This window comes from Acinetobacter sp. CIP 64.2 (genome assembly GCF_000369645.1).
GTDB lineage: Bacteria > Pseudomonadota > Gammaproteobacteria > Pseudomonadales > Moraxellaceae > Acinetobacter.
The window spans coordinates 2,115,134-2,135,631 of sequence record NZ_KB850122.1; the positions used below are offsets into that span (position 1 = coordinate 2,115,134).

At 39.2% G+C, this 20,498-nt stretch carries 19 protein-coding genes and 1 tRNA gene; 9 read left to right on the forward strand and 11 right to left on the reverse strand.

Annotated elements, in window-relative coordinates; all coding sequences use genetic code 11:
- Positions 1-82: 82 nt before the first annotated feature.
- From F895_RS01300 to F895_RS01280, 6 genes are all read right to left on the reverse strand, one after another.
- Positions 83-1,009, reverse strand: a complete 927-nt coding sequence (locus tag F895_RS01300; protein WP_005244271.1) for a branched-chain amino acid transaminase — start codon at positions 1,007-1,009, stop codon at positions 83-85.
- Between the two features lie 30 nt (positions 1,010-1,039).
- Positions 1,040-3,787 carry a bifunctional [glutamate--ammonia ligase]-adenylyl-L-tyrosine phosphorylase/[glutamate--ammonia-ligase] adenylyltransferase gene (gene glnE, locus F895_RS01295; RefSeq protein ID WP_005244273.1) on the reverse strand — a complete coding sequence of 916 codons (2,748 nt, stop codon included), beginning with the start codon at positions 3,785-3,787 and terminating at the stop codon, positions 1,040-1,042.
- 73 nt (positions 3,788-3,860) lie between these two features.
- The gene (locus F895_RS01290) at positions 3,861-5,132 is read right to left on the reverse strand and encodes a sensor histidine kinase (RefSeq protein WP_005244275.1); all 1,272 of its coding nucleotides are present in this window, start codon (positions 5,130-5,132) and stop codon (positions 3,861-3,863) included.
- A gap of 341 nt (positions 5,133-5,473) precedes the next feature.
- On the reverse strand, positions 5,474-6,268 hold the full coding sequence (locus F895_RS01285) for a hypothetical protein (protein ID WP_005244277.1): 795 nt from the start codon (positions 6,266-6,268) through the stop codon (positions 5,474-5,476).
- A 139-nt stretch (positions 6,269-6,407) separates the two neighbouring features.
- Positions 6,408-6,542, reverse strand: a complete 135-nt coding sequence (locus F895_RS20410; protein ID WP_005244279.1) for a hypothetical protein — start codon at positions 6,540-6,542, stop codon at positions 6,408-6,410.
- Between the two features lie 462 nt (positions 6,543-7,004).
- On the reverse strand, positions 7,005-7,271 hold the full coding sequence (locus tag F895_RS01280; RefSeq protein ID WP_005244281.1) for a helix-turn-helix domain-containing protein: 267 nt from the start codon (positions 7,269-7,271) through the stop codon (positions 7,005-7,007).
- A gap of 159 nt (positions 7,272-7,430) precedes the next feature.
- Between F895_RS01280 and F895_RS01275 the strand changes: the two genes are divergently transcribed.
- Together F895_RS01275 and F895_RS01270 are read left to right on the forward strand one after the other, a co-directional pair.
- Positions 7,431-8,204, forward strand: a complete 774-nt coding sequence (locus F895_RS01275) for an OB-fold protein (RefSeq protein WP_010589790.1) — start codon at positions 7,431-7,433, stop codon at positions 8,202-8,204.
- 31 nt (positions 8,205-8,235) lie between these two features.
- The gene (locus F895_RS01270) at positions 8,236-8,556 is read left to right on the forward strand and encodes an NINE protein (RefSeq protein WP_005244286.1); all 321 of its coding nucleotides are present in this window, start codon (positions 8,236-8,238) and stop codon (positions 8,554-8,556) included.
- A gap of 57 nt (positions 8,557-8,613) precedes the next feature.
- Here F895_RS01270 and F895_RS01265 read toward each other — a convergent pair whose 3' ends face one another.
- The 5 genes from F895_RS01265 to F895_RS01245 form a co-directional block, all read right to left on the reverse strand.
- Complete coding sequence (locus F895_RS01265) at positions 8,614-8,859, reverse strand: helix-turn-helix transcriptional regulator (RefSeq protein ID WP_005244289.1); 246 nt, start codon at positions 8,857-8,859, stop codon at positions 8,614-8,616.
- A gap of 175 nt (positions 8,860-9,034) precedes the next feature.
- On the reverse strand, positions 9,035-9,358 hold the full coding sequence (locus F895_RS01260) for a hypothetical protein (RefSeq protein ID WP_005244290.1): 324 nt from the start codon (positions 9,356-9,358) through the stop codon (positions 9,035-9,037).
- 225 nt (positions 9,359-9,583) lie between these two features.
- Positions 9,584-10,270 carry a hypothetical protein gene (locus tag F895_RS01255; RefSeq protein ID WP_228128859.1) on the reverse strand — a complete coding sequence of 229 codons (687 nt, stop codon included), beginning with the start codon at positions 10,268-10,270 and terminating at the stop codon, positions 9,584-9,586.
- A gap of 703 nt (positions 10,271-10,973) precedes the next feature.
- Positions 10,974-12,278, reverse strand: coding sequence for a tyrosine-type recombinase/integrase (locus F895_RS01250; protein WP_005244294.1), 1,305 nt, complete (start codon positions 12,276-12,278; stop codon positions 10,974-10,976).
- 164 nt (positions 12,279-12,442) lie between these two features.
- Positions 12,443-12,529, reverse strand: a tRNA-Leu gene (locus F895_RS01245).
- Between the two features lie 180 nt (positions 12,530-12,709).
- On the opposite strand from F895_RS01245, the gene queA reads away from it, so the two are divergent.
- The 7 genes from queA (at position 12,710) to secD (ending at position 20,492) form a co-directional block, all read left to right on the forward strand.
- On the forward strand, positions 12,710-13,747 hold the full coding sequence (queA, locus tag F895_RS01240; RefSeq protein WP_005244296.1) for a tRNA preQ1(34) S-adenosylmethionine ribosyltransferase-isomerase QueA: 1,038 nt from the start codon (positions 12,710-12,712) through the stop codon (positions 13,745-13,747).
- Positions 13,748-13,857: 110 nt separating this feature from the next.
- The gene (locus tag F895_RS01235) at positions 13,858-14,796 is read left to right on the forward strand and encodes a hypothetical protein (protein WP_005244297.1); all 939 of its coding nucleotides are present in this window, start codon (positions 13,858-13,860) and stop codon (positions 14,794-14,796) included.
- A gap of 102 nt (positions 14,797-14,898) precedes the next feature.
- The gene (locus F895_RS01230; protein WP_005244299.1) at positions 14,899-15,927 is read left to right on the forward strand and encodes a hypothetical protein; all 1,029 of its coding nucleotides are present in this window, start codon (positions 14,899-14,901) and stop codon (positions 15,925-15,927) included.
- 31 nt (positions 15,928-15,958) lie between these two features.
- Positions 15,959-16,528 (forward strand): LemA family protein, encoded by a 570-nt coding sequence (locus F895_RS01225; protein WP_005244301.1) that lies wholly within the window; start codon positions 15,959-15,961, stop codon positions 16,526-16,528.
- Between the two features lie 442 nt (positions 16,529-16,970).
- Complete coding sequence (tgt, locus tag F895_RS01220) at positions 16,971-18,101, forward strand: tRNA guanosine(34) transglycosylase Tgt (RefSeq protein WP_005244303.1); 1,131 nt, start codon at positions 16,971-16,973, stop codon at positions 18,099-18,101.
- Positions 18,102-18,209: 108 nt separating this feature from the next.
- Positions 18,210-18,539, forward strand: coding sequence for a preprotein translocase subunit YajC (gene yajC, locus F895_RS01215; RefSeq protein ID WP_005206306.1), 330 nt, complete (start codon positions 18,210-18,212; stop codon positions 18,537-18,539).
- A gap of 51 nt (positions 18,540-18,590) precedes the next feature.
- The gene (gene secD, locus F895_RS01210) at positions 18,591-20,492 is read left to right on the forward strand and encodes a protein translocase subunit SecD (RefSeq protein ID WP_005244309.1); all 1,902 of its coding nucleotides are present in this window, start codon (positions 18,591-18,593) and stop codon (positions 20,490-20,492) included.
- Positions 20,493-20,498 lie beyond the last annotated feature (6 nt).

Below are 20,498 nucleotides of genomic sequence, written 5' to 3' on the forward strand. Positions count from 1 at the left end.
CATAGACCCTATGACTTTTTTTATTATTAATTCGTCAATAAAAAAGCGAAGCCTAAGCTTCGCCTTCGCACATATTAAACGCTTATTTGATATACGTTAACCAGTGTGCATATTTGTCATTGCGGCCTTGTACCGCATCAAAGAAAGTCTTTTGAATCACAGTGGTAATCGGACCACGTGAACCACAACCAATTTCACGGTCATCATATTCACGGATTGGTGTCACTTCCGCAGCAGTACCAGTAAAGAATGCTTCATCTGCGATGTAGAATTCATCACGGGTAATACGGCGTTCAACCACTTCATAACCCAAGTCTTTGGCAATGGTAATCACGGTTTGACGGGTAATCCCTTCCAATGCACCACCTGCTAAATCTGGGGTATGTAATACACCATCTTTAATCAGGAATACGTTCTCGCCTGCGCCTTGGCAAACAAAACCTTGTGGGTCAAGCAACATCGCTTCGTCATAACCTGAACGTGCCACTTCCTGATGCGCCAAGATCGAAACGGTATAGTTACCACATGCTTTTGCCTTACACATGGTTACGTTTGGATGGTGATGCGTGAATGATGAAGTTTTAACACGAATACCACGCGCCATGGCTTCTTCACCCAGATATGCCCCCCATCCCCATGCAGCCACTGCAGCATGAATAGTGTTGTCTGTTGCGGCAATACCGAGTTTTTCAGAACCAATCCAGATCAGTGGACGTAAATAGCAAGAAGCCAGTTTATTTTCACGCACCACATCGATTTGTGCTTGTTCTAATGTCGCTTGATCAAATGGAACATTCATCTGATAAATTTTTGCTGAATTTAATAAGCGCTTAGTGTGATCTTGCAAACGGAAGATTGCGGTACCCTTCGGGGTTTCATAAGCTCTGACGCCTTCAAAGACACCCATGCTGTAGTGTAGTGTGTGAGTCAAGACGTGAATTTTTGCATCACGCCAATCAACTAATTTTCCATCTTGCCAAATAAAACCATCACGATCAGCCAAACTCATCGCACATACTCCATTTTCTTTTTTACACAATTATTCACTTTCCAATGCTTGCGCAGTTGGATCAATTAATCTTTGCCATAACTTGCAAACGATCTCGCGGGTATCGTGCCAATCCGCAGCATTGACTTGCATAGATTGATTTGCAAGCGCTAGACGGTGGCTCTCAGCTCGTTCACGGAGATAAGCGTGTATTAATGCTGTGGCATCTTCACTGGATAAGCAGCCTGCTTGAGCAGCATCTTCTAGAATTCTTACATTGTCGGAAAAATGGGCGAGATCTGTATTCGTCCCACTCCATGCAAGCACAACATACTGTGCCATAAATTCGATATCAACGATACCACCTGAGTCCTGTTTTAAATGAAAAATCCCATGTTTTTTTTGCTCAGAAGATGATCCCAAATGATCTTTCATCTTTTGGCGCATTTTCAGCACTTCTTCACGTACTTCATTTTCATCACGCACTTGGGTCAGAATCTGACAGCGAATCTGTTCAAATTGCGTGCATAATCCACTATCTCCCGCAATCGAACGGGCACGCACCAAGGCTTGATGCTCCCAGAGCCAGGCACTTTTTTGTTGATATTGCTCATAGGCTTTTAGACTGGTGACCAACATCCCTGCTTCACCTGAAGGTCGCAGACGGGTATCAATCTCATAGACTCGTCCATCTAGTGTTTGCGTGGTCATTAAGGACATAAACTTCTGCGCAACACGAATCGCAAACTCAGCGCCACTGATACGCTTACGACCATCGGTTTCACCTTGCTCTTCAAGTGCATGGATAAACACCAAATCTAAATCGGAACCATAACCGAGTTCAATGCCACCCAATTTGCCATAAGCAATCACCGCAAAACCTTTTTTATCGAGACTGCATCGTTGCCCATCATTGCCGACTGGATAACCATGACGCTGTGCAACCGCTTCATAAGCCAAGCGTAAAGTCGCTTGTACACTCACTTCAGCAATATCCGTGAGCGCATCGGAGACTTTCATCAACGGACTTTCCGCAAGCACATCACTGGCTGCAACTGTCAGCACATTGCTCTTTTTAAATAAGCGCAATACCCGCATCTGATCTTCAACTTGATCAATCTCGATGCGCAACAATTGCTGACGCAAAGAATCTTCCAGATCTTTGCGTTGTGGCAGACCAAAATCCATCGACAGGAATTCATCCAACAGCACAGGATATTGCGCCAGTTCCTCACAGATCCACGGACTGACGGTTGCCATCTTGACCAGTCGCTGCAACGCGCCTCGGCTTTCCATCAACATCACTAAATACACGGTACGGCGTAACACCGACTCGATCAAAGGCATCAAGCGCAACAGTGCCATTTGCGGCTGATCCGACTGTAAAATCGCTTCGACCAAATGCGGCCAGAATTTCTTTAAGCGCTCTAAGGCACTGGCTGGGATTTTACGTAGTGCTTGTCCATGCCAGAAGTTTTGAATCAGGTTCTTGGCATCATCATCCAGTACGGCATTGAGCTTTTGTTCAAGCTGAACAAAATCATCGACCGGCTCAGCAAACTCTTTTTCCTGAATCAACTGTTTAAACTGGACTTTGACCTTGTCACGTTTCTGATTCAATACATCCAAAAATGCAGGCCAATCGGCAAAGCCTAATGTCTCCAGCATACGCTGTCTCAGCTCGGGTTCAGTTGGAAGAGACTGGGTTTGCTGATCATTCAAGGCTTGAATCGCATGTTCGACTCGTCTTAGGAACAGATAGGCATCTTCCAGATCAATCACTGCTTGCTGATCCAGCAATTCGGCTTCACCCAAGTGATGCAGATTCACTAAACATTGACGATCTTGCAGTTCACGCTTCGATCCACCATAGATCAACTGGAATACCTGCACAATAAACTCGATTTCACGAATCCCGCCTGCACCCAGTTTAATATCCTCTTCGATATTACGGCGCATGACCTCACGTTCGATCATGGCTTTCATTTCACGCATGGCAGCAAAAGCGGAATAATCGACATAACGACGGAATACAAACGGACGCGACATATCTAACAATTCTTCACCCGCTTTGCCGCCCGTAATCACCCGTGCCTTAATCCATGCATAACGCTCCCATTCACGCCCATGCTGGCTGAGATACTTTTCCAAACCACTATGACTGATTGCTAAGGCTGAACCATCGCCCCACGGACGCAAACGCATATCGACACGGAATACAAAACCATCTGCAGTAATATGATCGAGCAGATAAATCAGCTTCTGTCCCCACAGAATGCAAAACTGCTGTACATCAATACATTTACGCCCATTGGTCTCACCTTGCTCATCGAAGGCAAAAATCAGGTCAATATCACTGGATAAATTCAGTTCTTGCGCGCCGAGCTTGCCCATGCCAATCACAATCAGATCTTGTAACTGGCCTGAATAACCGATGGGCTCACCGTGTTTGGCTAATAAAGGTGGTAGTGCAAAGGCTTTAGCGGCACAAATACTGGCATCGGCAAAATCGGATAGCTCACGTGTCAGTGTGACGACATTGGTGAGTTGATTGGCATCTTGCCAAATCCAGCGAAACATCAGCTTGGCACGCAAGATACGTAAGGCTTTCATCCACGCCTGTTCGTCTGCGAACTCAGCCACAGCCAGTTGCACTTTTTGATGGATGGTTTCAGTCGACAGCGAGTCCAGAAATTGATCTACGGAATAGTCTTGTTCTAATTCTGCTTGGTATAAATTTAAAACTTGTTCAGCATATTGGCTTGCAACTAAGGTTCTTTGTAGCTGTTGCGCATTCATATAAAAAGGCTCGACTGATGTCAGGTCATCTTGGATTAGTTATATCAGTTACAAGCTTATCTTTAAAATCTCTTTAGACTAATTTCGCTTTGCTTTTTTGTTGATCCGTACATAAATCAACCTGTTCTCGTTCGATTGGCAACAACACTGTAAACACTGTGCCTTCGCCCTCATTGGAGCTGACATTGATTTCACCCAAATTCATTTCCACAAAGCGCTTACATAAACTTAAGCCCAGACCAGCCCCCTTTTCCCCCGCTGTACCTTTATAGCTCATGGTAATCCGCGGCTGGAACAAATTTTTGATTTGCTCTGGGGTCATGCCTAAGCCCGTGTCTTTGACATAGATTTCGACATAGGTGCCTTTATGTTGCGCTTGGATATAGACTTTGCCTGTACCGTCCACATCGGTAAATTTCAGCGCATTGGAGACCAAGTTCTGAATCACCGAGGTGATCATATTCATATCGGCATAGACTTTAAGATTTTCATCTACTTCATTAATCAGCTGAATATTTTTCTTAATGGCCAAAGTTTTAAGAATGTCGGTCACGATATTGGTAATTTGGCGCAACTTGAAGTTGATCGGGTGATAAACAAAGCGCCCACCTTCAGCCATCGACCAATTCAGTAAACTTTCTAATAAGTTATAGGTCGATTGTGAGGTATCGTAAAGATAGTCGGCAATATTCTGAATACTGGATTCGTCTAAGGTTTCACGTTCTTTGGCCAAGATTTCCGAGAAACCAAGCAAGCCATGAAATGGTGCACGTAAGTCATGGGAAATAATCGAAAAGAATTTGGTTTTACTAAAATTCAGTGCGGATTCTTGTTCGTATAATTCTTTGAGTTCATCGTGGTTAAATTTCAATTCCAGCTGTTGCATGAAATTGATGCAATGCTCTTGCAGCAGTTGTTTTTGTAATTCACTAAAGCCTTGTGCAGCTTCATCAAACAGGATGATATAACCGAGTGAAGTTTGGTCTGGATGTCTGAGATGTAGCGCAACAGCAGTTTGAATTTTCTTTTTCAGTGGTGCGAGAAATGCCAATAAGGTTGGGTATTGCGGATGGTCACTATCGACCAGATCTCCATTCACAAATAGCGTATTTAAGCTTTTGGCAATTTTTGCGGAATCAATGGCTTTGAGTTTTTCAGGACAACGATGCCACAGGTAAGGTTCTTGGTGAAATGACAGCAATGCGGTACTGGCTTGCATCAGTTTTCGGTTAAACTGTAAAAATTGCTCAAGCAAGTTCTGCTCTGAAGTTAGCCCCAAAGAAAGAGAGATTTTACAAGCACTTAACTTTTCGGCTTGCTGTAGTTCTAATAATTGAATCGTCATTCCCGCCTCTCGAATATTTTCGTTATACGGTTCTTTACGTTTTATAAAAAAAATGTGAAAACTATCACTTAGTATTAACAAACTTTAACAGAAAAGGCAATTGTTGATTCAATCAATTCGCAACAAAACGTGAAATTTCATTAAATTTTAACTTAAATCTAGTCTAAAATTAACAACAGATGAGCTGTCTCTATTACTTTGTTTATTATGTCGCTGCAACTCTATTGATTATTCAAGAGCAAATTCGACTCGTTCAAATATTTTAATAACACCTACTACCATCTTAACAACAATAGCTTTTAAGCACTAAGGTCAGAATAATATTTATCGAAATAAAATTACTAATATCTTCTTCTATATTCACTGTAGTTTGACACGCTAGATTGGTTTTTAGCATCAAACTCTAATTCTTCATTATTATTCTGTTCAACATAGTTTTCATATGCCTCATAAAACTTCTCTAAAAATTTACTCGTATTTTCCATAGAGAACTTTAAATTGGGAAAAATAAATGCTAAGAAAAATGTTAAAACTCCAAAAATTAAAGAAAATATAAGATCATAAAAACTTTTAGAATTTAAAACCATATAGAAAAAAAACATTGAATAAAAAATTAAAATGCAAAAAGTAATGAAAAATAATTTCTTAGCTAGGCTTCTGCTTTTACTTATTTTCTCTTGATTTATATAGTAGATTTTGGAATTCTTCTTACTGAAATAAAATCTAAAACTCTCGATCACTCGCTCATCTAAACTCTTATTAATATTGGTATTTTTTTCGTACTTTAGGTAACCATATTTGCAACCATCCTTGAAAAGAAACATCATTTCATTGATATCTACTAAATTTCTTTCGTGAAACTCCAAAAGTAAATTAACTAAAAAAGCATCAACATTCTCACTACCAACCAATGATTGGGCTGCTGCATCATTTACATTTTTTGAATACTGCTTATTTTTGCTATTTTTAAAAAAATTTGTATCGTACTCCATACTTGCTTTAAACCTATTAGTAAGTGTTTGTTCATGCAGATTTTTATGCTCTTTTGTTTTGAAATAAAGCATTGGTATTCCAACTATTGCAGAGACAATCAATCCACTGAAAGCAATTAAATTTTTTATATCATCAGGTTGCATAAATTCTTCCTTACTATAGCCAAAAATTTAAAATTTAATGAGTAAACTAAGATTTACTCATTCACATATCTATTTATTTTTTCCAAAACTCTCAGCAAAATTTCTCACTAAGGTCAGCAAAGTTGCATGCTGTGTAGGGTCAACCCTGATCCCAAAGTTTTAACAGCTTTTTTGCATCGTCTGCAAGCAGATCAGGACGAACATGCTCTCCAGTTAATAAAAACCAAATACCCACACTCTCATGATGTAAAGCTTCCAAATCCTCTTGGTTCATGACCCTTTCACTCTTTTCATAGCGAAAAACAGCCATCGTTTTCTTATTAAACAATGCAGAGAAGTTTTTCTGAGAAAGCCCCAGTCTTGGTCTCATGTACACCATTTAGTTCAACATCTGCCTTCCATTTTTATTAGGACGTTGATAAATAGATTTGCTCGTAAATAATTGGTTATGCTTATTTTCTATCTTTAAATATCGGGTCGAAACCGGGCAGAAAGTTATACCCAATATTCCCGCAAAATACCGTAAAAAAGTATAACAGCCAGAAATGAAAAAACCCCAAGCCTTTAATACCAGCTTGTGGTCTTTGAATCTTGGTCCAAGGGTCGGAATCAAATAAACAATATAAACACATGAAAATATTAAAATTAATTATTTTAAATAATTTTCGGGTACCAATAAGGGGGCCATAAAACAAAAACACCTACCAAGAAAAACATCTAACCAATAGAACTAGAGTTAATTCTTTTCAGTTTTAACACCTTCTGGCATCTCATCAAAAAGCAACTTTGGATCAATTTCTAATGCATCAGCTATCTTAAAAATATTTGCTAGTGTTAAGTTACGCTTTCCTCTTTCTACGTCTCCATAAAAAGTACGTTGTAAATTATTTTCGTGAGCAAAGTTTTCCTGTGACAATCCTTTCTTTTCTCTATACTTACGACAATTATTACCAAAAATTGTAAAGCGAAGATCACTAGTATTATTCTTAAGCTCTTTACTCATGAAGTCTACTTTAAAAGCTAAAAAATCATGTTAAGAACAACCTCCCATATACACCACCCTCATAAAAAATACCCTCATATATAGGACAATACTATTTATTAGAGTATTATGACTTATGTTTAGTCAGAAGGAGTGGTAGCCAAGTCAACATATCATCAGATGAACGGTTATCAACAATATGAAATTCTAAAGAAAATTAACTTTATAATTTCTTTTAAACTTGAATTTAAAATTGAGGGGGAATTTATGGCTTTAGTGCCTTGTCCTGAGTGCAACAAAGAAATTAGTGACATCAGTAAAAGTTGTCCTAGTTGTGGCTTTCCAATGAGTGAATACACTAGAAACCAGCTAAATGCCAGCACACCACCACTTTTACCCCCACCCCTACCAAAAGAATATTTAGACTCTAAAAAATCTTCGGGCCAAATGAATAGCTTAACGAAGCAGAATTTTTTTTATCAAAAAATTTTTTGGGGCTCTTTGGCTACAGTAATCATACTTATATGCTTTATCCCTTTTGGAAAAGAAAATACACCAACAGGATCAAGCAAAGAAACGCAAACTAAGGCTGAACCAGTATTAGAAAGCACTACAACCAATGCTGAACCTAAGATCAATTATCTAAAAACAACAGCGACTAAAATGATTAACACCTATAAAAACAATGAAGTCCGAGCTGATAACATATATAAAGACACTTATATTGAAGTCACAGGAATCGTTGGCTCAATTGATAGCGATTTATCAAATGAAGCTGTTATAAATTTAGCTTCTAAAAATGATTATGAGTTTAACTTTGTAATGGCAAGTGGAGATTTCGACTTCCAAAAGAAGGCTACCAATATAAATAAAGGACAAATAATCACGTTAAGATGCATTGGAGGGGGAGAAGTTATTGGAAACCCAATTCTTAATGAATGTACATTTAAATAAATAGATATTGATCATTATCAAGGAGCACCCTATGTCACTACAGCAAGAAATTTTTATAGAACAAAAGGTTTCAAATCAAAAAAAATCTAAAGGTGTAGCATATTTATTATTAATTTTTTTAGGGGGCCTAGGAGCACATAGATTTTATCTAGAGTGTTCTACATCAGGAGTTCTTATTTTACTTGCAACTATTTTTTCCTTTATGTTTTTACCTCTTATTGCAATTACTGTCATTTGGTGTTTTATTGACCTATTCTTAATCCCAAGTTTAGCGGATAAACATACAGATAAATTAAGACAAGAAGCACGTCTAGAAGCTTTAGGTCTTGATAAGAATGGTCCTTTCTCGTAATTAAAAATAAAAACACGGTATTCCACTAAAGGAATCCGTGTTGCTTCATCATTACATTCATGCAACCAATATGCATTGATCGCTTTCTCTAACTTTTCTTTTCCAGTTTTCATACCAATCCACTATTTCCTGATAATCAAAAAATACTGATGCTTGCCTAGTTACACCCTGTTTAAGTGGTTTAGGAAATGAAGGATCATCTTTTAGATATCCTCTAACCATATCCTGACTACAAGCTAACATTTCACACACTTGCTTCATAGTAAGACGTAAAATTACAGTTTCATTTAAATTAGCAATCATTCATTTGCTCCTTATATCAAATTGTTCACAAACCTCTCTTTTCATCAATTTAAAACATGCTTTTTCAATGCTAATAGCCATCTATGTCACTGTACTAAAGAAACCCTTAGTCAAGATCATAAGAGAATTGTTATCATGCTCAAAACATGTTCGCAGTTAATGTTCCGAACTAAATTTACTTACTCATCTCACTTTTTGGCTCCTTTTTAACAAGTGGATCAAGTAAAGCTAAAATTTTACTGACACATTCTTCCAGAAAAGATTCCAGCTCTTTTAAAGAGTCCACTTGTGACAGTAAAATTTCTCTTCGCAACAATCCGTTGATAAGAGCTCTCAAACTAGGATAATGTCCAACATCAACATATCTAATTTTCCCTATATTCTTTTCTAAGGGTTCTTTAGTCACAGCCTTTACACTTCCTATAACTTTTTTCAGTTGTAATGTAAAGTTGTACTCATCCGTTACAATTCGATATGTATCACCTAAATCTAAAATCATATAAAATCCTCATATTAGTAAATGCCAATTGCTTAATCTTATTCACTACCTTAAAGTAAGTTAAATAAAGACTTTGCTTTTCTACATTGTTTTGCTATTTTTTAAGCACATACTCCCCCTATTGTGTAGAAGATATCGTACACACTATTTAAATAGCTAAATTCATATTAAAAACATATCTAGAAGTAACCTGATCAACTCAAGCACTGATATGATTATTTCAAGTTAATTACCCATATTTCTTCTCCTCGTTACATTAAAACTATTCCCCTGCCTAAATCGTTTTGGGAGGAGTTTCTTTTGTTCAGTCTTACACAAATATGAAGCTCTAATAACAGCATCTTCAAAATCAGTGTGCAAATCATGCCAATATAAACTCCTAAAATCACCACAATAAATTTTAGTTTGACGATCTCTTAATTTCAAAAAACCATAGCGAAACTCTCTACCATCCTTAAAACATAATGCACCCTCATATTCGACATAGTCCAACCCCTCTATTCTCGATAAAGCTTTATTAATGATAATCATAATCTCTTTAGCACCATAATCATTGTGTCCAATATCAACTATGACCATTAAATGAATATGATGATAAGGGCGTTGATTACATTCATCTAAAAATGAATCGTCCTCACAAACAATTGATGATATCAGCTTCGTTTCAATACTATAGATTAGTTCCAATACTGGAATTTTTCTCTTTTGATATGAGCTACTTTCTTTCTTTCGTTGCTTTTCCCTCCTATTAACCTCACTAATAAAACGCTCCTTAAAAGTCTGAATAAACCTTTTCGGAAAATTATTAACATCCATAATCTCCACAACAAAATGAAGCATCCTTGGGGATATCATTGTTTCTTTTGCTCTGGTTAAAACAGTTAACATTGATGTTAGATTTTCTGGGTTCATATCCTTGTTAAGTACGAGGTAACCCTTAAACATTGTCTCAGCTATCACAATTCTCCTATATACAAAATTTTGAAACAAAAAAAATGCTTATAGAAACATCCCCTTTAACAAAGAAGAGTTCTATAAGCATTAATTGCTATAAATTCGATTGTCACTTCAAAACCGACTGAACTAACAGTCACCCCTGAAGCTACAGATAATATTGCGCTAAAAAAGGAAGTTGTACATGGAAGCTCTCATCCTTGTCTATGCTTTACAGGACAACAAAAGCAAAGAGTACACCAACCTAAACTTTAAACACTAAAATTATCTGCAAAATCCGATTCATTTACTAATATCTAAAACAAAAACACCTGTCAAGTTCTTTAGAAAAAATAAAGATGAATTGACTAAATATTTAAACTAGTAGATATCAGACTACAAATCGATATAAAACATTATTTTACTTCAATTAACCCACACAAGGAAGTCTTAAAGTCAAAAAACAAGGCTTTTTTACGATTAGTTACATTAGACTGTAATAAAAAAATACTCTCAATCCTCTTTATATTAACCATTAAGTATTTTAATAGTTAAATAAAAACCTAACCTATTTATTCTTTTACTTAGCAAAGAAAATACCCCCATAAAAACTTTTCCCTGTACTTTTTAAAATATCTTAACGAATTAATCATAATCTTGTATTTCTATTTTGTTCAATAAATCATAACCCTAGATTTTTATTTTTAATTCTATTTGCATACTCATAAGGTTTTATATATACATTGGTTTCTATTTCTTCAAGCCAATTACTCCAAACATTCATTATTTTCTCACGCTCCTCTAAATATTCAGCTATATGAGTATATGCACCAACCGTATCATTCCGTTCTTGGTGACTCATCTGCTTCTCTAAAGCATCTCTTGAAAATAAAGACATTTCTCCTAATGCAGATCTGGCTATAGCTCTAAAACCATGAATACAGATATCTTTATTCGTATCATACCCCATACGACGTAGCGCATCATTTGGTGTATTTTCACTAATAAAATTTTGATGATTATTAGGACTTGGAAAGACAAAAGCACAATTACCACTATATTGATGCACTTTCTTTAATACCTCAATAGCCTGAGGGGATAGAGGAACGAGATGACTTTCTTTCATTTTTGCTCCCCTATTAGAATGCTTTATACCAGCAATCAGGTCCCGAACAGGAGGAACAGTCCATTGCTTTCTCTCAAAATCTATTTCATCCCATCTTGCAAACCTGATTTCAGAAGATCTTAAGAATGTATGCAAAGCAACTAGTAGACAAAGCTTTGTTAAAGGATGTCCTGTATCTTCTTTAATGCGCCTTATTAGTTCTGGAACACGATCTAAACTCTTAAACGTAGCTCGGTGGTTCTTTTTAGCTGATAAATCCATATCCTCTAAATCCCGAGCAATATTTGTTTCTAGATAAGTATGCTGTACTGCATATGCGAAGATAAGGATTAAATCAGCTCTTATTCTTTGAGCATTATCAGGTGAATGCTCATATATGGCATTTAAGGCATCCTTCAAGGACCTGAGCGTAATCTGGTCAATTTTTTTATCTTTAAATTTAGGAAATAAATGATTTTCAAACTTACGCAATCGTTTGTGTTTAGTATCATCATCTAATGGTTTTCTAATTGCATAAGCATTCAACCAATCCCTAGCAACCATTTCTAAAGTAAGAATATTATTTGCTTTTACCCTTAGAATTTCAATTTGCTCTTTAGGGTCAAGTCCTTCGGCAAGCATCCTCTCATATTCATGTCTCTTCTCTCTAGCTTTCGCCAAAGTTAATGCTGGATAACTTCCTAATAATATTTTTTCTCGTTTTCCTGATTTTTTACTCTGATATCGATATACCCATGTTTTAGCACCTGTCTCTCTTATTCTAAGATACAGTCCATTTCCATCTTGTAATGTATATTCTCTATCTTTAGGTTTGGCTGCTACGCATTTAGCATCTGTTAAAGGTATTACTGATCTTGCCATAAGAACACAAACTTTAAGCAATTAAAAATATAGGGGACCTATGAGGGTACCTATTTTTAGACATAGTAACAAGGGATATAACGTGATATAACAGATAGGTTTAGAGGTAAACTCTTATTTATTAAAGTTATTTTTTTATAATTCTACATACACCGTTAAGCATATGGTCCCGAGGGTCGGACTCGAACCGACACGTCATCTCTGACAGCGGATTTTGAGTCCGCCGCGTCTACCAATTTCACCACCTCGGGAAGAGTGCGATGCTTTGTGTTGCGTATAATAACCTGTTTGATTTTATTGTCAAACACTAACTCACGCTTATTGCTCACTTTTAAATCACTCAGATATTTTTCTCTCAATAAACACACGAACTCAGCGAGAAAACGCAAAAAAGACTATACTACGCCCAATTTTTGCAATGTTTTAGATGTATGCAACTCTCCGACTTTTCGTTTGATCTCCCCGATGAACTTATTGCTCGCTATCCATTAGACAGCCGTAGCGCATCTCGCCTGCTGCATATCGATGCCCAAGGTCAATATCACGACCATAGCTTCACCGATATCCTCGATCTACTCGAAGACGGTGATTTGCTGGTACTAAATGACACCAAAGTCATGAAGGCACGCTTAAAAGGTAAACGTGCTACAGGCGGAGCTATCGAAGTTCTGGTTGAACGCATGTTGGACACCCACACGGCACATTGCCATATCAAATCAAGCAACTCACCTAAAGTAGGCGCAGAACTGTATATCGGTGAAGATGCTGTGCCTGTCACGGTACAAGGTCGCCATGAAAATCTGTTTGTGGTGAAGTTTTCACAACCAATTCTGTCAGTACTGGATCAATACGGTCAGCTGCCGATTCCACCTTATTTCAATCGTGAAGCCGAAGAGATTGATACCGAACGCTATCAAACCGTCTTCCACGACCCTGAAAAAATTGCCAGCGTTGCTGCGCCGACAGCAAGCCTGCATTTCGACCAAGGCTTATTAGACAAACTAGCCGCTAAAGGCATACAAAAAACCTTTGTCACGCTACATGTCGGTGCAGGAACGTTTATGCCTGTGCGTACCACAGACATCACCAATCATATTATGCACAGTGAATGGTGTGATGTACCGCAAGCCACCATTGATCTGATTTTGGCAACCAAAGCACGCGGTAACAAAGTCATTGCGGTAGGCACTACGGCGACCCGTGCCTTAGAAAGTGCAGCACAAGCCAATCAAGGTAAAATTGCAGCTTGGACAGGCGATACCCAGATCTTTATCTATCCAGGTTATCAGTTCTGTATCGTAGATCGTTTGATTACCAACTTCCATTTACCAGAATCGACCTTACTGATGTTGGTTTCAGCGCTCTCGAATCGGGACAATATCTTGGCTGCTTATACCCATGCAGTAGAACAACGTTATCGCTTCTTTAGTTATGGCGATGCGATGTTGGTGGATAAGCTCGACGCTTAATAATGATCAATCGACTAAACTACGGTTTAGTCGATTTTTTTAAAATGATGATTTAAAAAATTATGCCATTTATATCAAAAAAAATTCAAACAAACTTTCAAAATCAATTTATGCATAATCAGACAACCTTAGAAAATATTGAGGCCATTCGCCAGTTGCTTGCAGAGCAGCCCTCCCCCGACACGCTTATTGATCGCTTAAAACACTGGCAAGCCCAGCAAAACCTATATATCAAGAATTATCTTTACTGGGCGCTGACCACCCTGAGTCTCATTTTTTTATTGGCAGGCCTTTTGTTCTCAGCCTACTATCTGATAGTTAGTGTTGTTCTGTTTAGCCTTGGCATCCGTTATCGTATTCCCACAAGTGAACTGGAAAACTTAAAAGAACAACTCAGAGTTTATATGCTGGAACAGACCTATAAGGTGAAGTTTCAGCAGGATGAACCACCCTTAAATCATGCATTACTGGACCACCCCTTATTTCAATTCGGTGATAAAGACAATATCGTTACAACTTTGCTTGCTGGACAAATAATAGTTAAAGAAAAAACCTATGATTATTCAGTTTTTAAATATCGTTACGCTTATTCTGTCGAAAAAACCGACGAGCAAGGTCAAACTTTCTATGAAACCCACCATTCTAATTTATGGGGTGTGTTGATGGAAAACTTCCCATTTCAGGGCATCAGTATTTCAGCCGCGCATAAAAGTCGTTGTCATCTTGGCATTGAATGGCAATCCAGTGACATTCGCTTTAATCAAAAGTATCAACAAAGTGGTGTCAATGAGTTTGAGTTTGTTAAATTCTTAACACCAGAGCGGTTACTGGCACTTGAGAATATGATGCTGGCTTTTCATAGTGATTTTTATGTTGATCCACACACAGGCTTAATGTGCTGGTTACTCAATGAATCTCCTTTGGCAGAAAATAATTATTTATTTCAGGCGATTACAGTGAATGAATTGGCTGAAAAACTGGAACAACTGCAAATGCCAAAACTGCAACGTTTACAAGATGCATTTGCCAGTTTACTCAAGACGCTATAATTTTATTTAAAATAATTAAAATAGCTTACAAGGCTTCTTAGTTTCTGAAATTTAAAGCATAATTCAGCTCATACAAAGCAATTATAATGAAATAAAACCTCCATGCCGATCGATACAGTACAACAAGCTCTCCACATCCGACGCAAAAAAAATGCGCAGGTGTTCCGTAATATTGCCCGGTTGTGGGAGGCTGGACAAAAATCACATAGCGATCAGGATTTGTTAGATGCACTGCATCCTTGGCGTGAAGATCATAATCTGTGTTTCTTTAATGCCCTTCCCTACCTACTGGGTATCATCAGTATCGGAACGCTGGTGTTTGGCTATTTTATCCATCCATATATTCAATATATCTGGAGCCTGCTCGGGGCATTTCTTACCGGTTTTCTGGCCTATCTGCTCTATGAACCACAGGAACCATTAACACGTGTGATCAACTATCTGGAACAACGTATGACCGTATTACGCTATGGTTTGCAGTTCCAGCAGCTCCCTGCTTATCTCCCCATTCAAGCGCAACCGATTTTGGTGATGAGCAAATTAAAGCAACATTTCCCACTGTTTAACCGCGGCAGTGAGTCCAATGAAATTACCCACTACGCCTCTACGACTTGGCATGATGGCAACACAGAACATCAGGTTCTCCTGTTTCAATATCATTATGTCAGTGAAATGCCGATTCTTCAGGATCAAAACAGTGATAAAAAAATTGTCAAAGAAATGCATAAAGATTTATGGGGTGCTTTTATTTTTCAAATGCCAGCTTTGGGAATTTCCGTCAGCAATCAGCGCTCAGATTTTTTTGAACCATATACCAGTTCTTGGCAAAGCAGCGACATTTTGATTAATCAAGAATTGAATATCTTTGGCTTGAATCAGCATCAACTCGCCAAAGAAGTCAGCCCGAGCCTCACTTTAAAACTGCATGATTTTTTTCAACATTTTACAGGAGATTTAATTTATCATCATCAAGAACAAATCCTGTGTTACGTGGGCGAACAAAATCTTTTCGAAACCGCCAGTAAACGCAACGACATCCATGATATTCCTGCATTGCGTGGCCATTTACGCACCATGACCATGCCGCAATATCAGACGTTTCAACAATGGATGCTGAATTTAATTCGTTAATCATTGAGTAATAACAATAAGGGGAATGGCGATGACTGGTTTACTTATCTTTTTAGGGTTTTTTGTACTCCTGATCGTGTGGGGTATTTCTATCCGCAATACCATCGTACGTTATTTTAATGCCACCAAACGGGCATGGTCAGAAGTGGCCAACTTCGAGCGTCAAAAAGTAAAGACTCTGGAAGCCTTGGAAGCCACACTGGATCAATACACCCAGTTTGAAAAATCGACCTTGGAAAAAGTCACCGAGTTGCGGCAGCAGATTCTCAACCTGAATATGAATGACACTGATATTTCTCAACTACAACAGATCGAGAAAATGAGTAAGGAGCTGATTCGCAGCCTGAATGTGGTGGTCGAGAATTATCCTGAACTGAAAGCCGATGCCTTGTATAGCAAGATGATGGATGATATTCAGGAACAAAACGAAAATGTCGGTGCAGCAATCACCATCTTTAACCGCAATGTGGAATTGTTTAATAACCAGATCGAAGTGTTTCCAAACAACCTGATCAATACCCTGACTTTATCGAAGAAAGCCATTCGCCCATTCAAGGATAATCTGGCGACTGAAAATTTTGACTATAAACCGAATTTTTAGTGCGGTAGTTATAACATTTTAGCGTCTTACAGTTATCTCACTCATTTCAGCAAAAACCTTCGGTTGGAGTTACTTTTGTTTTGGCAAAAGTAACCAAAACCCTTGCACAGCTTTAATCGCTGTTCATAGACTGACGGTACATCCCTGCTACCGCAGTCTAACGCGGCGGCATCCATGCCGCCATCTCGATAGCAAATTCCCTCACAAATTTCGCATTACAAAATGCAAAAACCTTGTTCACTTAAATCAGTATTTGCTCATCAACATTCGAGCAAATATCACCCAAAACTTATCAAACTAAATCTATTTTATCTCTCGCTACATTTAGTAGTAGAACTACACGCCATAATCGGGGAAAATAGCCGCTTTTGATCAGCGAACTGTTTTTTCGCCTTCTTGCGCTGCAATCATAGTAGCACTTCGATCTTGCTCAGGTTATTACATGAAATTTGAAAAATTAGGCCAGTCGGGGCGCGCCCGTCGTGGTCGACTTACTTTAGAACACGGTGTGGTGGAAACCCCGGTGTTTATGCCCGTTGGTACCTACGGTACAGTAAAAGGCATGCTGCCTCGTGATATTGAAGAAATTCAGGCACAGATTATCTTAGGAAATACCTTCCACTTATATTTACGTCCAGGTTTGGAAGTAATTAAAGAGCATGGCGGTCTGCACGAGTTTATCCAATGGGATAAACCGATTTTGACCGACTCTGGTGGTTTCCAGGTCTTCAGCTTGGGCGCAATGCGTAAAATCAAAGAAGAAGGTGTAACCTTCCGCTCTCCGATTGATGGTTCAAAGGTATTCTTGTCTCCAGAAATTTCAATGGAGATTCAACATGTACTGAATTCAGATATCGTGATGATTTTTGATGAATGTACCCCTTACCCTGCCACGCATGAAGAAGCGCAAAAATCATTGCAGCTTTCTTTACGTTGGGCAAAACGTTGTAAAACCCACCATCATGACGCGCTCAAGAATAAAAATGCCTTATTCGGCATCATTCAAGGCGGCATGTATGAAGACCTGCGCGATGAATCACTCAAAGGCTTGTTGGAAGTTGGTTTTGATGGTTATGCGATTGGGGGACTTTCGGTCGGTGAACCGAAAGAAGAAATGATCAAGGTCCTTGATTATTTACCCAACAAAATGCCGCAGGACAAACCACGTTACCTCATGGGTGTGGGTAAACCAGAAGACATCGTGGAAGCGGTTCGCCGTGGTGTCGATATGTTTGACTGTGTGATGCCAACCCGTAATGCCCGTAATGGTCATTATTTTGTGACCGATGGTCTGGTCCGTATCCGTAACAGTAAATATCGTCATGATAAAGGGCCTTTAGACCCACATTGTGATTGCTACACTTGTAAAAACTTTACCCGTGCCTATTTATATCATTTAGAGAAGTGCGGTGAGATGCTGGCATCAATGCTTGGCACGATCCACAACTTGCGTTACTACCAACGTCTGACGCAAGGTATGCGTGATGCATTGGATAACGGCACATTTGATGAGTACGTTCAGGACTTTTATGCCCGTCGTGGCTTAGAAGTTCCAGCATGTCCAGAGGACTAAGCTGAACGATTTGCATCAAGATTTGCGCCTGATCGCAAGACAAGGTACATTGCAAAACGAATTGGAATTTATTATTAATTTTTTGCCTTTTAATTTTAGGAAATCGAAATGAGTTTTTTCATCTCTACTGCTCACGCTGCACCTGCTGCGGCACAAGGTCCAAGCCTTATGGCAAACTTGTTGATGATCGCGGTATTTATCGCAATCTTCTATTTCTTGATCTGGAGACCTCAAGCGAAACGCGCTAAAGAACACCGTTCTTTAATCGAAAGCCTGGGTGTAGGCAGCGAGATCGTGTTTGCTGGTGGTTTAATGGGGAGAATTACCAAACTTGAAGGTGACTTTGCAGTTGTTGAACTCACTCGCGGTGTTGAGGTAAAAATCCAACGTGCGAGTGTCATTTCAGTATTACCTGAAGGCACATTAAATAACCTTTAATCATAAAATAGTCGTGCCTCAGCACGACTTTTTCATTTAAGAAGAAAGCGAATGCGTTACCCTGCATGGAAATATTTACTGATCCTTGTGGTACTTGTGATCAGTACGTTATATGCACTTCCAAGTCTGTATCCAGATGAACCTGCTGTCCAAATTTCGGGGGCAAAAGCAGGCACTAAAATTGATCAGACTATCGTGCAAAAAGCGGAGCAGATTTTAAAAACTGCCAACATTAGCAGCCACGACAATAGCTTCACCAATAACGCGGCATTATTACGTTTAAGCTCTTCTGAAGCACAGTTAAAAGCCAAAGAAGTGTTACGCCGTGATTTAGGTGATGACTATGTCGTTGCGCTCAACCTTGCCCCAACCACCCCTGAGTGGTTGCAAAAGATTGGCGCAAAACCGATGAAACTTGGTTTGGACTTACGTGGTGGCGTACACTTCTTGCTCGAAGTCGACATGGATAAAGCCATTAGTCAGCGTATGGAAACATCTGCGACTGATTTGCGTCGTCAATTCCGTGATAACAAAATCAAATTTAACAACCTTGCGTTAAGTAACAACACCATTACCATCCAGTTTGCCAGCAATGCCGACCGTGATGCAGCGACTGATTTTTTACGTCGTAATGGCAATGAGTTTACTCAACAAGCGGTTGCCACTTCATCTGGTGCAACTTTAAGACTGAATTATACCGATGCACGCCGTCAGGAAATTCAATCTTATGCAGTCAACCAAAACTTAACCACCTTACGTAACCGTATTAATGAACTCGGTGTGGCTGAAGCTCTGGTACAAACACAGGGTAGCAACCGTATTGTGGTTGAATTACCGGGTGTGCAAGATACCGCTGAAGCAAAACGTGTCTTGGGTCGTACTGCGAACTTAGAGTTCCGTTTGGTTGCAGATAGCAATGATCAATATATTGATCCATATACGGGTAAATATAATGGCCAGCCACTTCCTCCTGGGACTGAGGTATTTGCCTATCAGTCTTTAGACAGTGGTCGTCAACTCCTGTTACAACGTAACCGTATCTTGACTGGTGAACGTGTACAAAACGCAAGTTCTGGCTTTAGCCAAGACTCTGGCGGTGCTGAAGTAAATATCACCCTCGATTCTTCGGGTGGTAAGCTGATGGCAGATGCCACGCGTGGTGCAGTTGGCAAACGTATGGCGGTTTTGTTTATCGAGAATAAACAAAAAATCTCTTACGTGGCTGATCCAAATACAGGTGTTCAAACTGAAGTTCGTACTCCATATACCGAATCTGTGGTGATCAACGCTGCAACGATCCAAGCGGTATTGGGTTCGCAATTCCGTATTACCGGTCTAGATTCACCACAAGAAGCAGCAGAACTTGCCTTAATGCTTCGTGCAGGTGCTTTGGCTGCCCCAATGTACTTCGTTGAAGAACGTGTGGTGGGTCCAAGCTTGGGTCAAGAAAACATTGATAAGGGTGTATTATCGACCCAAATCGGTTTCTTACTGGTTGCAATTTGGATGGTGGTGTTCTTCCGTTTATTCGGTTTGATCGCCAACTTTGCCTTGGTGTTCAACCTTGCCATGATCTTAACCGTGATGTCTTGGATTGGGGCTTCCCTCACCCTACCGGGTATTGCGGGTATCGTGATTACCATTGGTATGGCGGTCGATGCCAACGTCCTGATCTGTGAACGAATACGAGAGGAAATGCTCTGGGGTGCCTCGCCCAAACAGGCAATTGTTGCGGGTTATGATCGCGCCTATAACACCATTCTCGACTCGAACTTAACCACGTTCATTGTTGCGTTTATTTTATTCGCGATTGGTACAGGTCCGATCAAAGGCTTCGCGGTGACCTTGATGATTGGTATTATTTGTTCGATGTTTACTGCGATTACAGTAACGCGTGCAATCGTACAGCTCATTTATGGCAAACGCCGTAATTTGAACAAGTTGAGTATTTAAGGAGAT

Bases quoted from the DNA above. Each gene is read 5' to 3' on its own strand.
- F895_RS01260 (WP_005244290.1), bottom strand. From the start codon at position 9,358: ATGATTTTAGATTTAGGTGATACATATCGAATTGTAACGGATGAGTAC.
- F895_RS20410 (WP_005244279.1), bottom strand. From the start codon at position 6,542: ATGAACCAAGAGGATTTGGAAGCTTTACATCATGAGAGTGTGGGTATT.
- F895_RS01235 (WP_005244297.1), top strand. From the start codon at position 13,858: ATGCATAATCAGACAACCTTAGAAAATATTGAGGCCATTCGCCAGTTG.
- secD (WP_005244309.1), top strand. From the start codon at position 18,591: ATGCGTTACCCTGCATGGAAATATTTACTGATCCTTGTGGTACTTGTG.
- queA (WP_005244296.1), top strand. From the start codon at position 12,710: ATGCAACTCTCCGACTTTTCGTTTGATCTCCCCGATGAACTTATTGCT.
- F895_RS01265 (WP_005244289.1), bottom strand. From the start codon at position 8,859: ATGATTGCTAATTTAAATGAAACTGTAATTTTACGTCTTACTATGAAG.
- tgt (WP_005244303.1), top strand. From the start codon at position 16,971: ATGAAATTTGAAAAATTAGGCCAGTCGGGGCGCGCCCGTCGTGGTCGA.
- glnE (WP_005244273.1), bottom strand. From the start codon at position 3,787: ATGAATGCGCAACAGCTACAAAGAACCTTAGTTGCAAGCCAATATGCT.
- F895_RS01290 (WP_005244275.1), bottom strand. From the start codon at position 5,132: ATGACGATTCAATTATTAGAACTACAGCAAGCCGAAAAGTTAAGTGCT.
- F895_RS01300 (WP_005244271.1), bottom strand. From the start codon at position 1,009: ATGAGTTTGGCTGATCGTGATGGTTTTATTTGGCAAGATGGAAAATTA.
- F895_RS01255 (WP_228128859.1), bottom strand. From the start codon at position 10,270: ATGAACCCAGAAAATCTAACATCAATGTTAACTGTTTTAACCAGAGCA.
- F895_RS01280 (WP_005244281.1), bottom strand. From the start codon at position 7,271: ATGAGTAAAGAGCTTAAGAATAATACTAGTGATCTTCGCTTTACAATT.
- F895_RS01225 (WP_005244301.1), top strand. From the start codon at position 15,959: ATGACTGGTTTACTTATCTTTTTAGGGTTTTTTGTACTCCTGATCGTG.
- F895_RS01285 (WP_005244277.1), bottom strand. From the start codon at position 6,268: ATGCAACCTGATGATATAAAAAATTTAATTGCTTTCAGTGGATTGATT.
- yajC (WP_005206306.1), top strand. From the start codon at position 18,210: ATGAGTTTTTTCATCTCTACTGCTCACGCTGCACCTGCTGCGGCACAA.
- F895_RS01270 (WP_005244286.1), top strand. From the start codon at position 8,236: ATGTCACTACAGCAAGAAATTTTTATAGAACAAAAGGTTTCAAATCAA.
- F895_RS01275 (WP_010589790.1), top strand. From the start codon at position 7,431: ATGAACGGTTATCAACAATATGAAATTCTAAAGAAAATTAACTTTATA.
- F895_RS01230 (WP_005244299.1), top strand. From the start codon at position 14,899: ATGCCGATCGATACAGTACAACAAGCTCTCCACATCCGACGCAAAAAA.
- F895_RS01250 (WP_005244294.1), bottom strand. From the start codon at position 12,278: ATGGCAAGATCAGTAATACCTTTAACAGATGCTAAATGCGTAGCAGCC.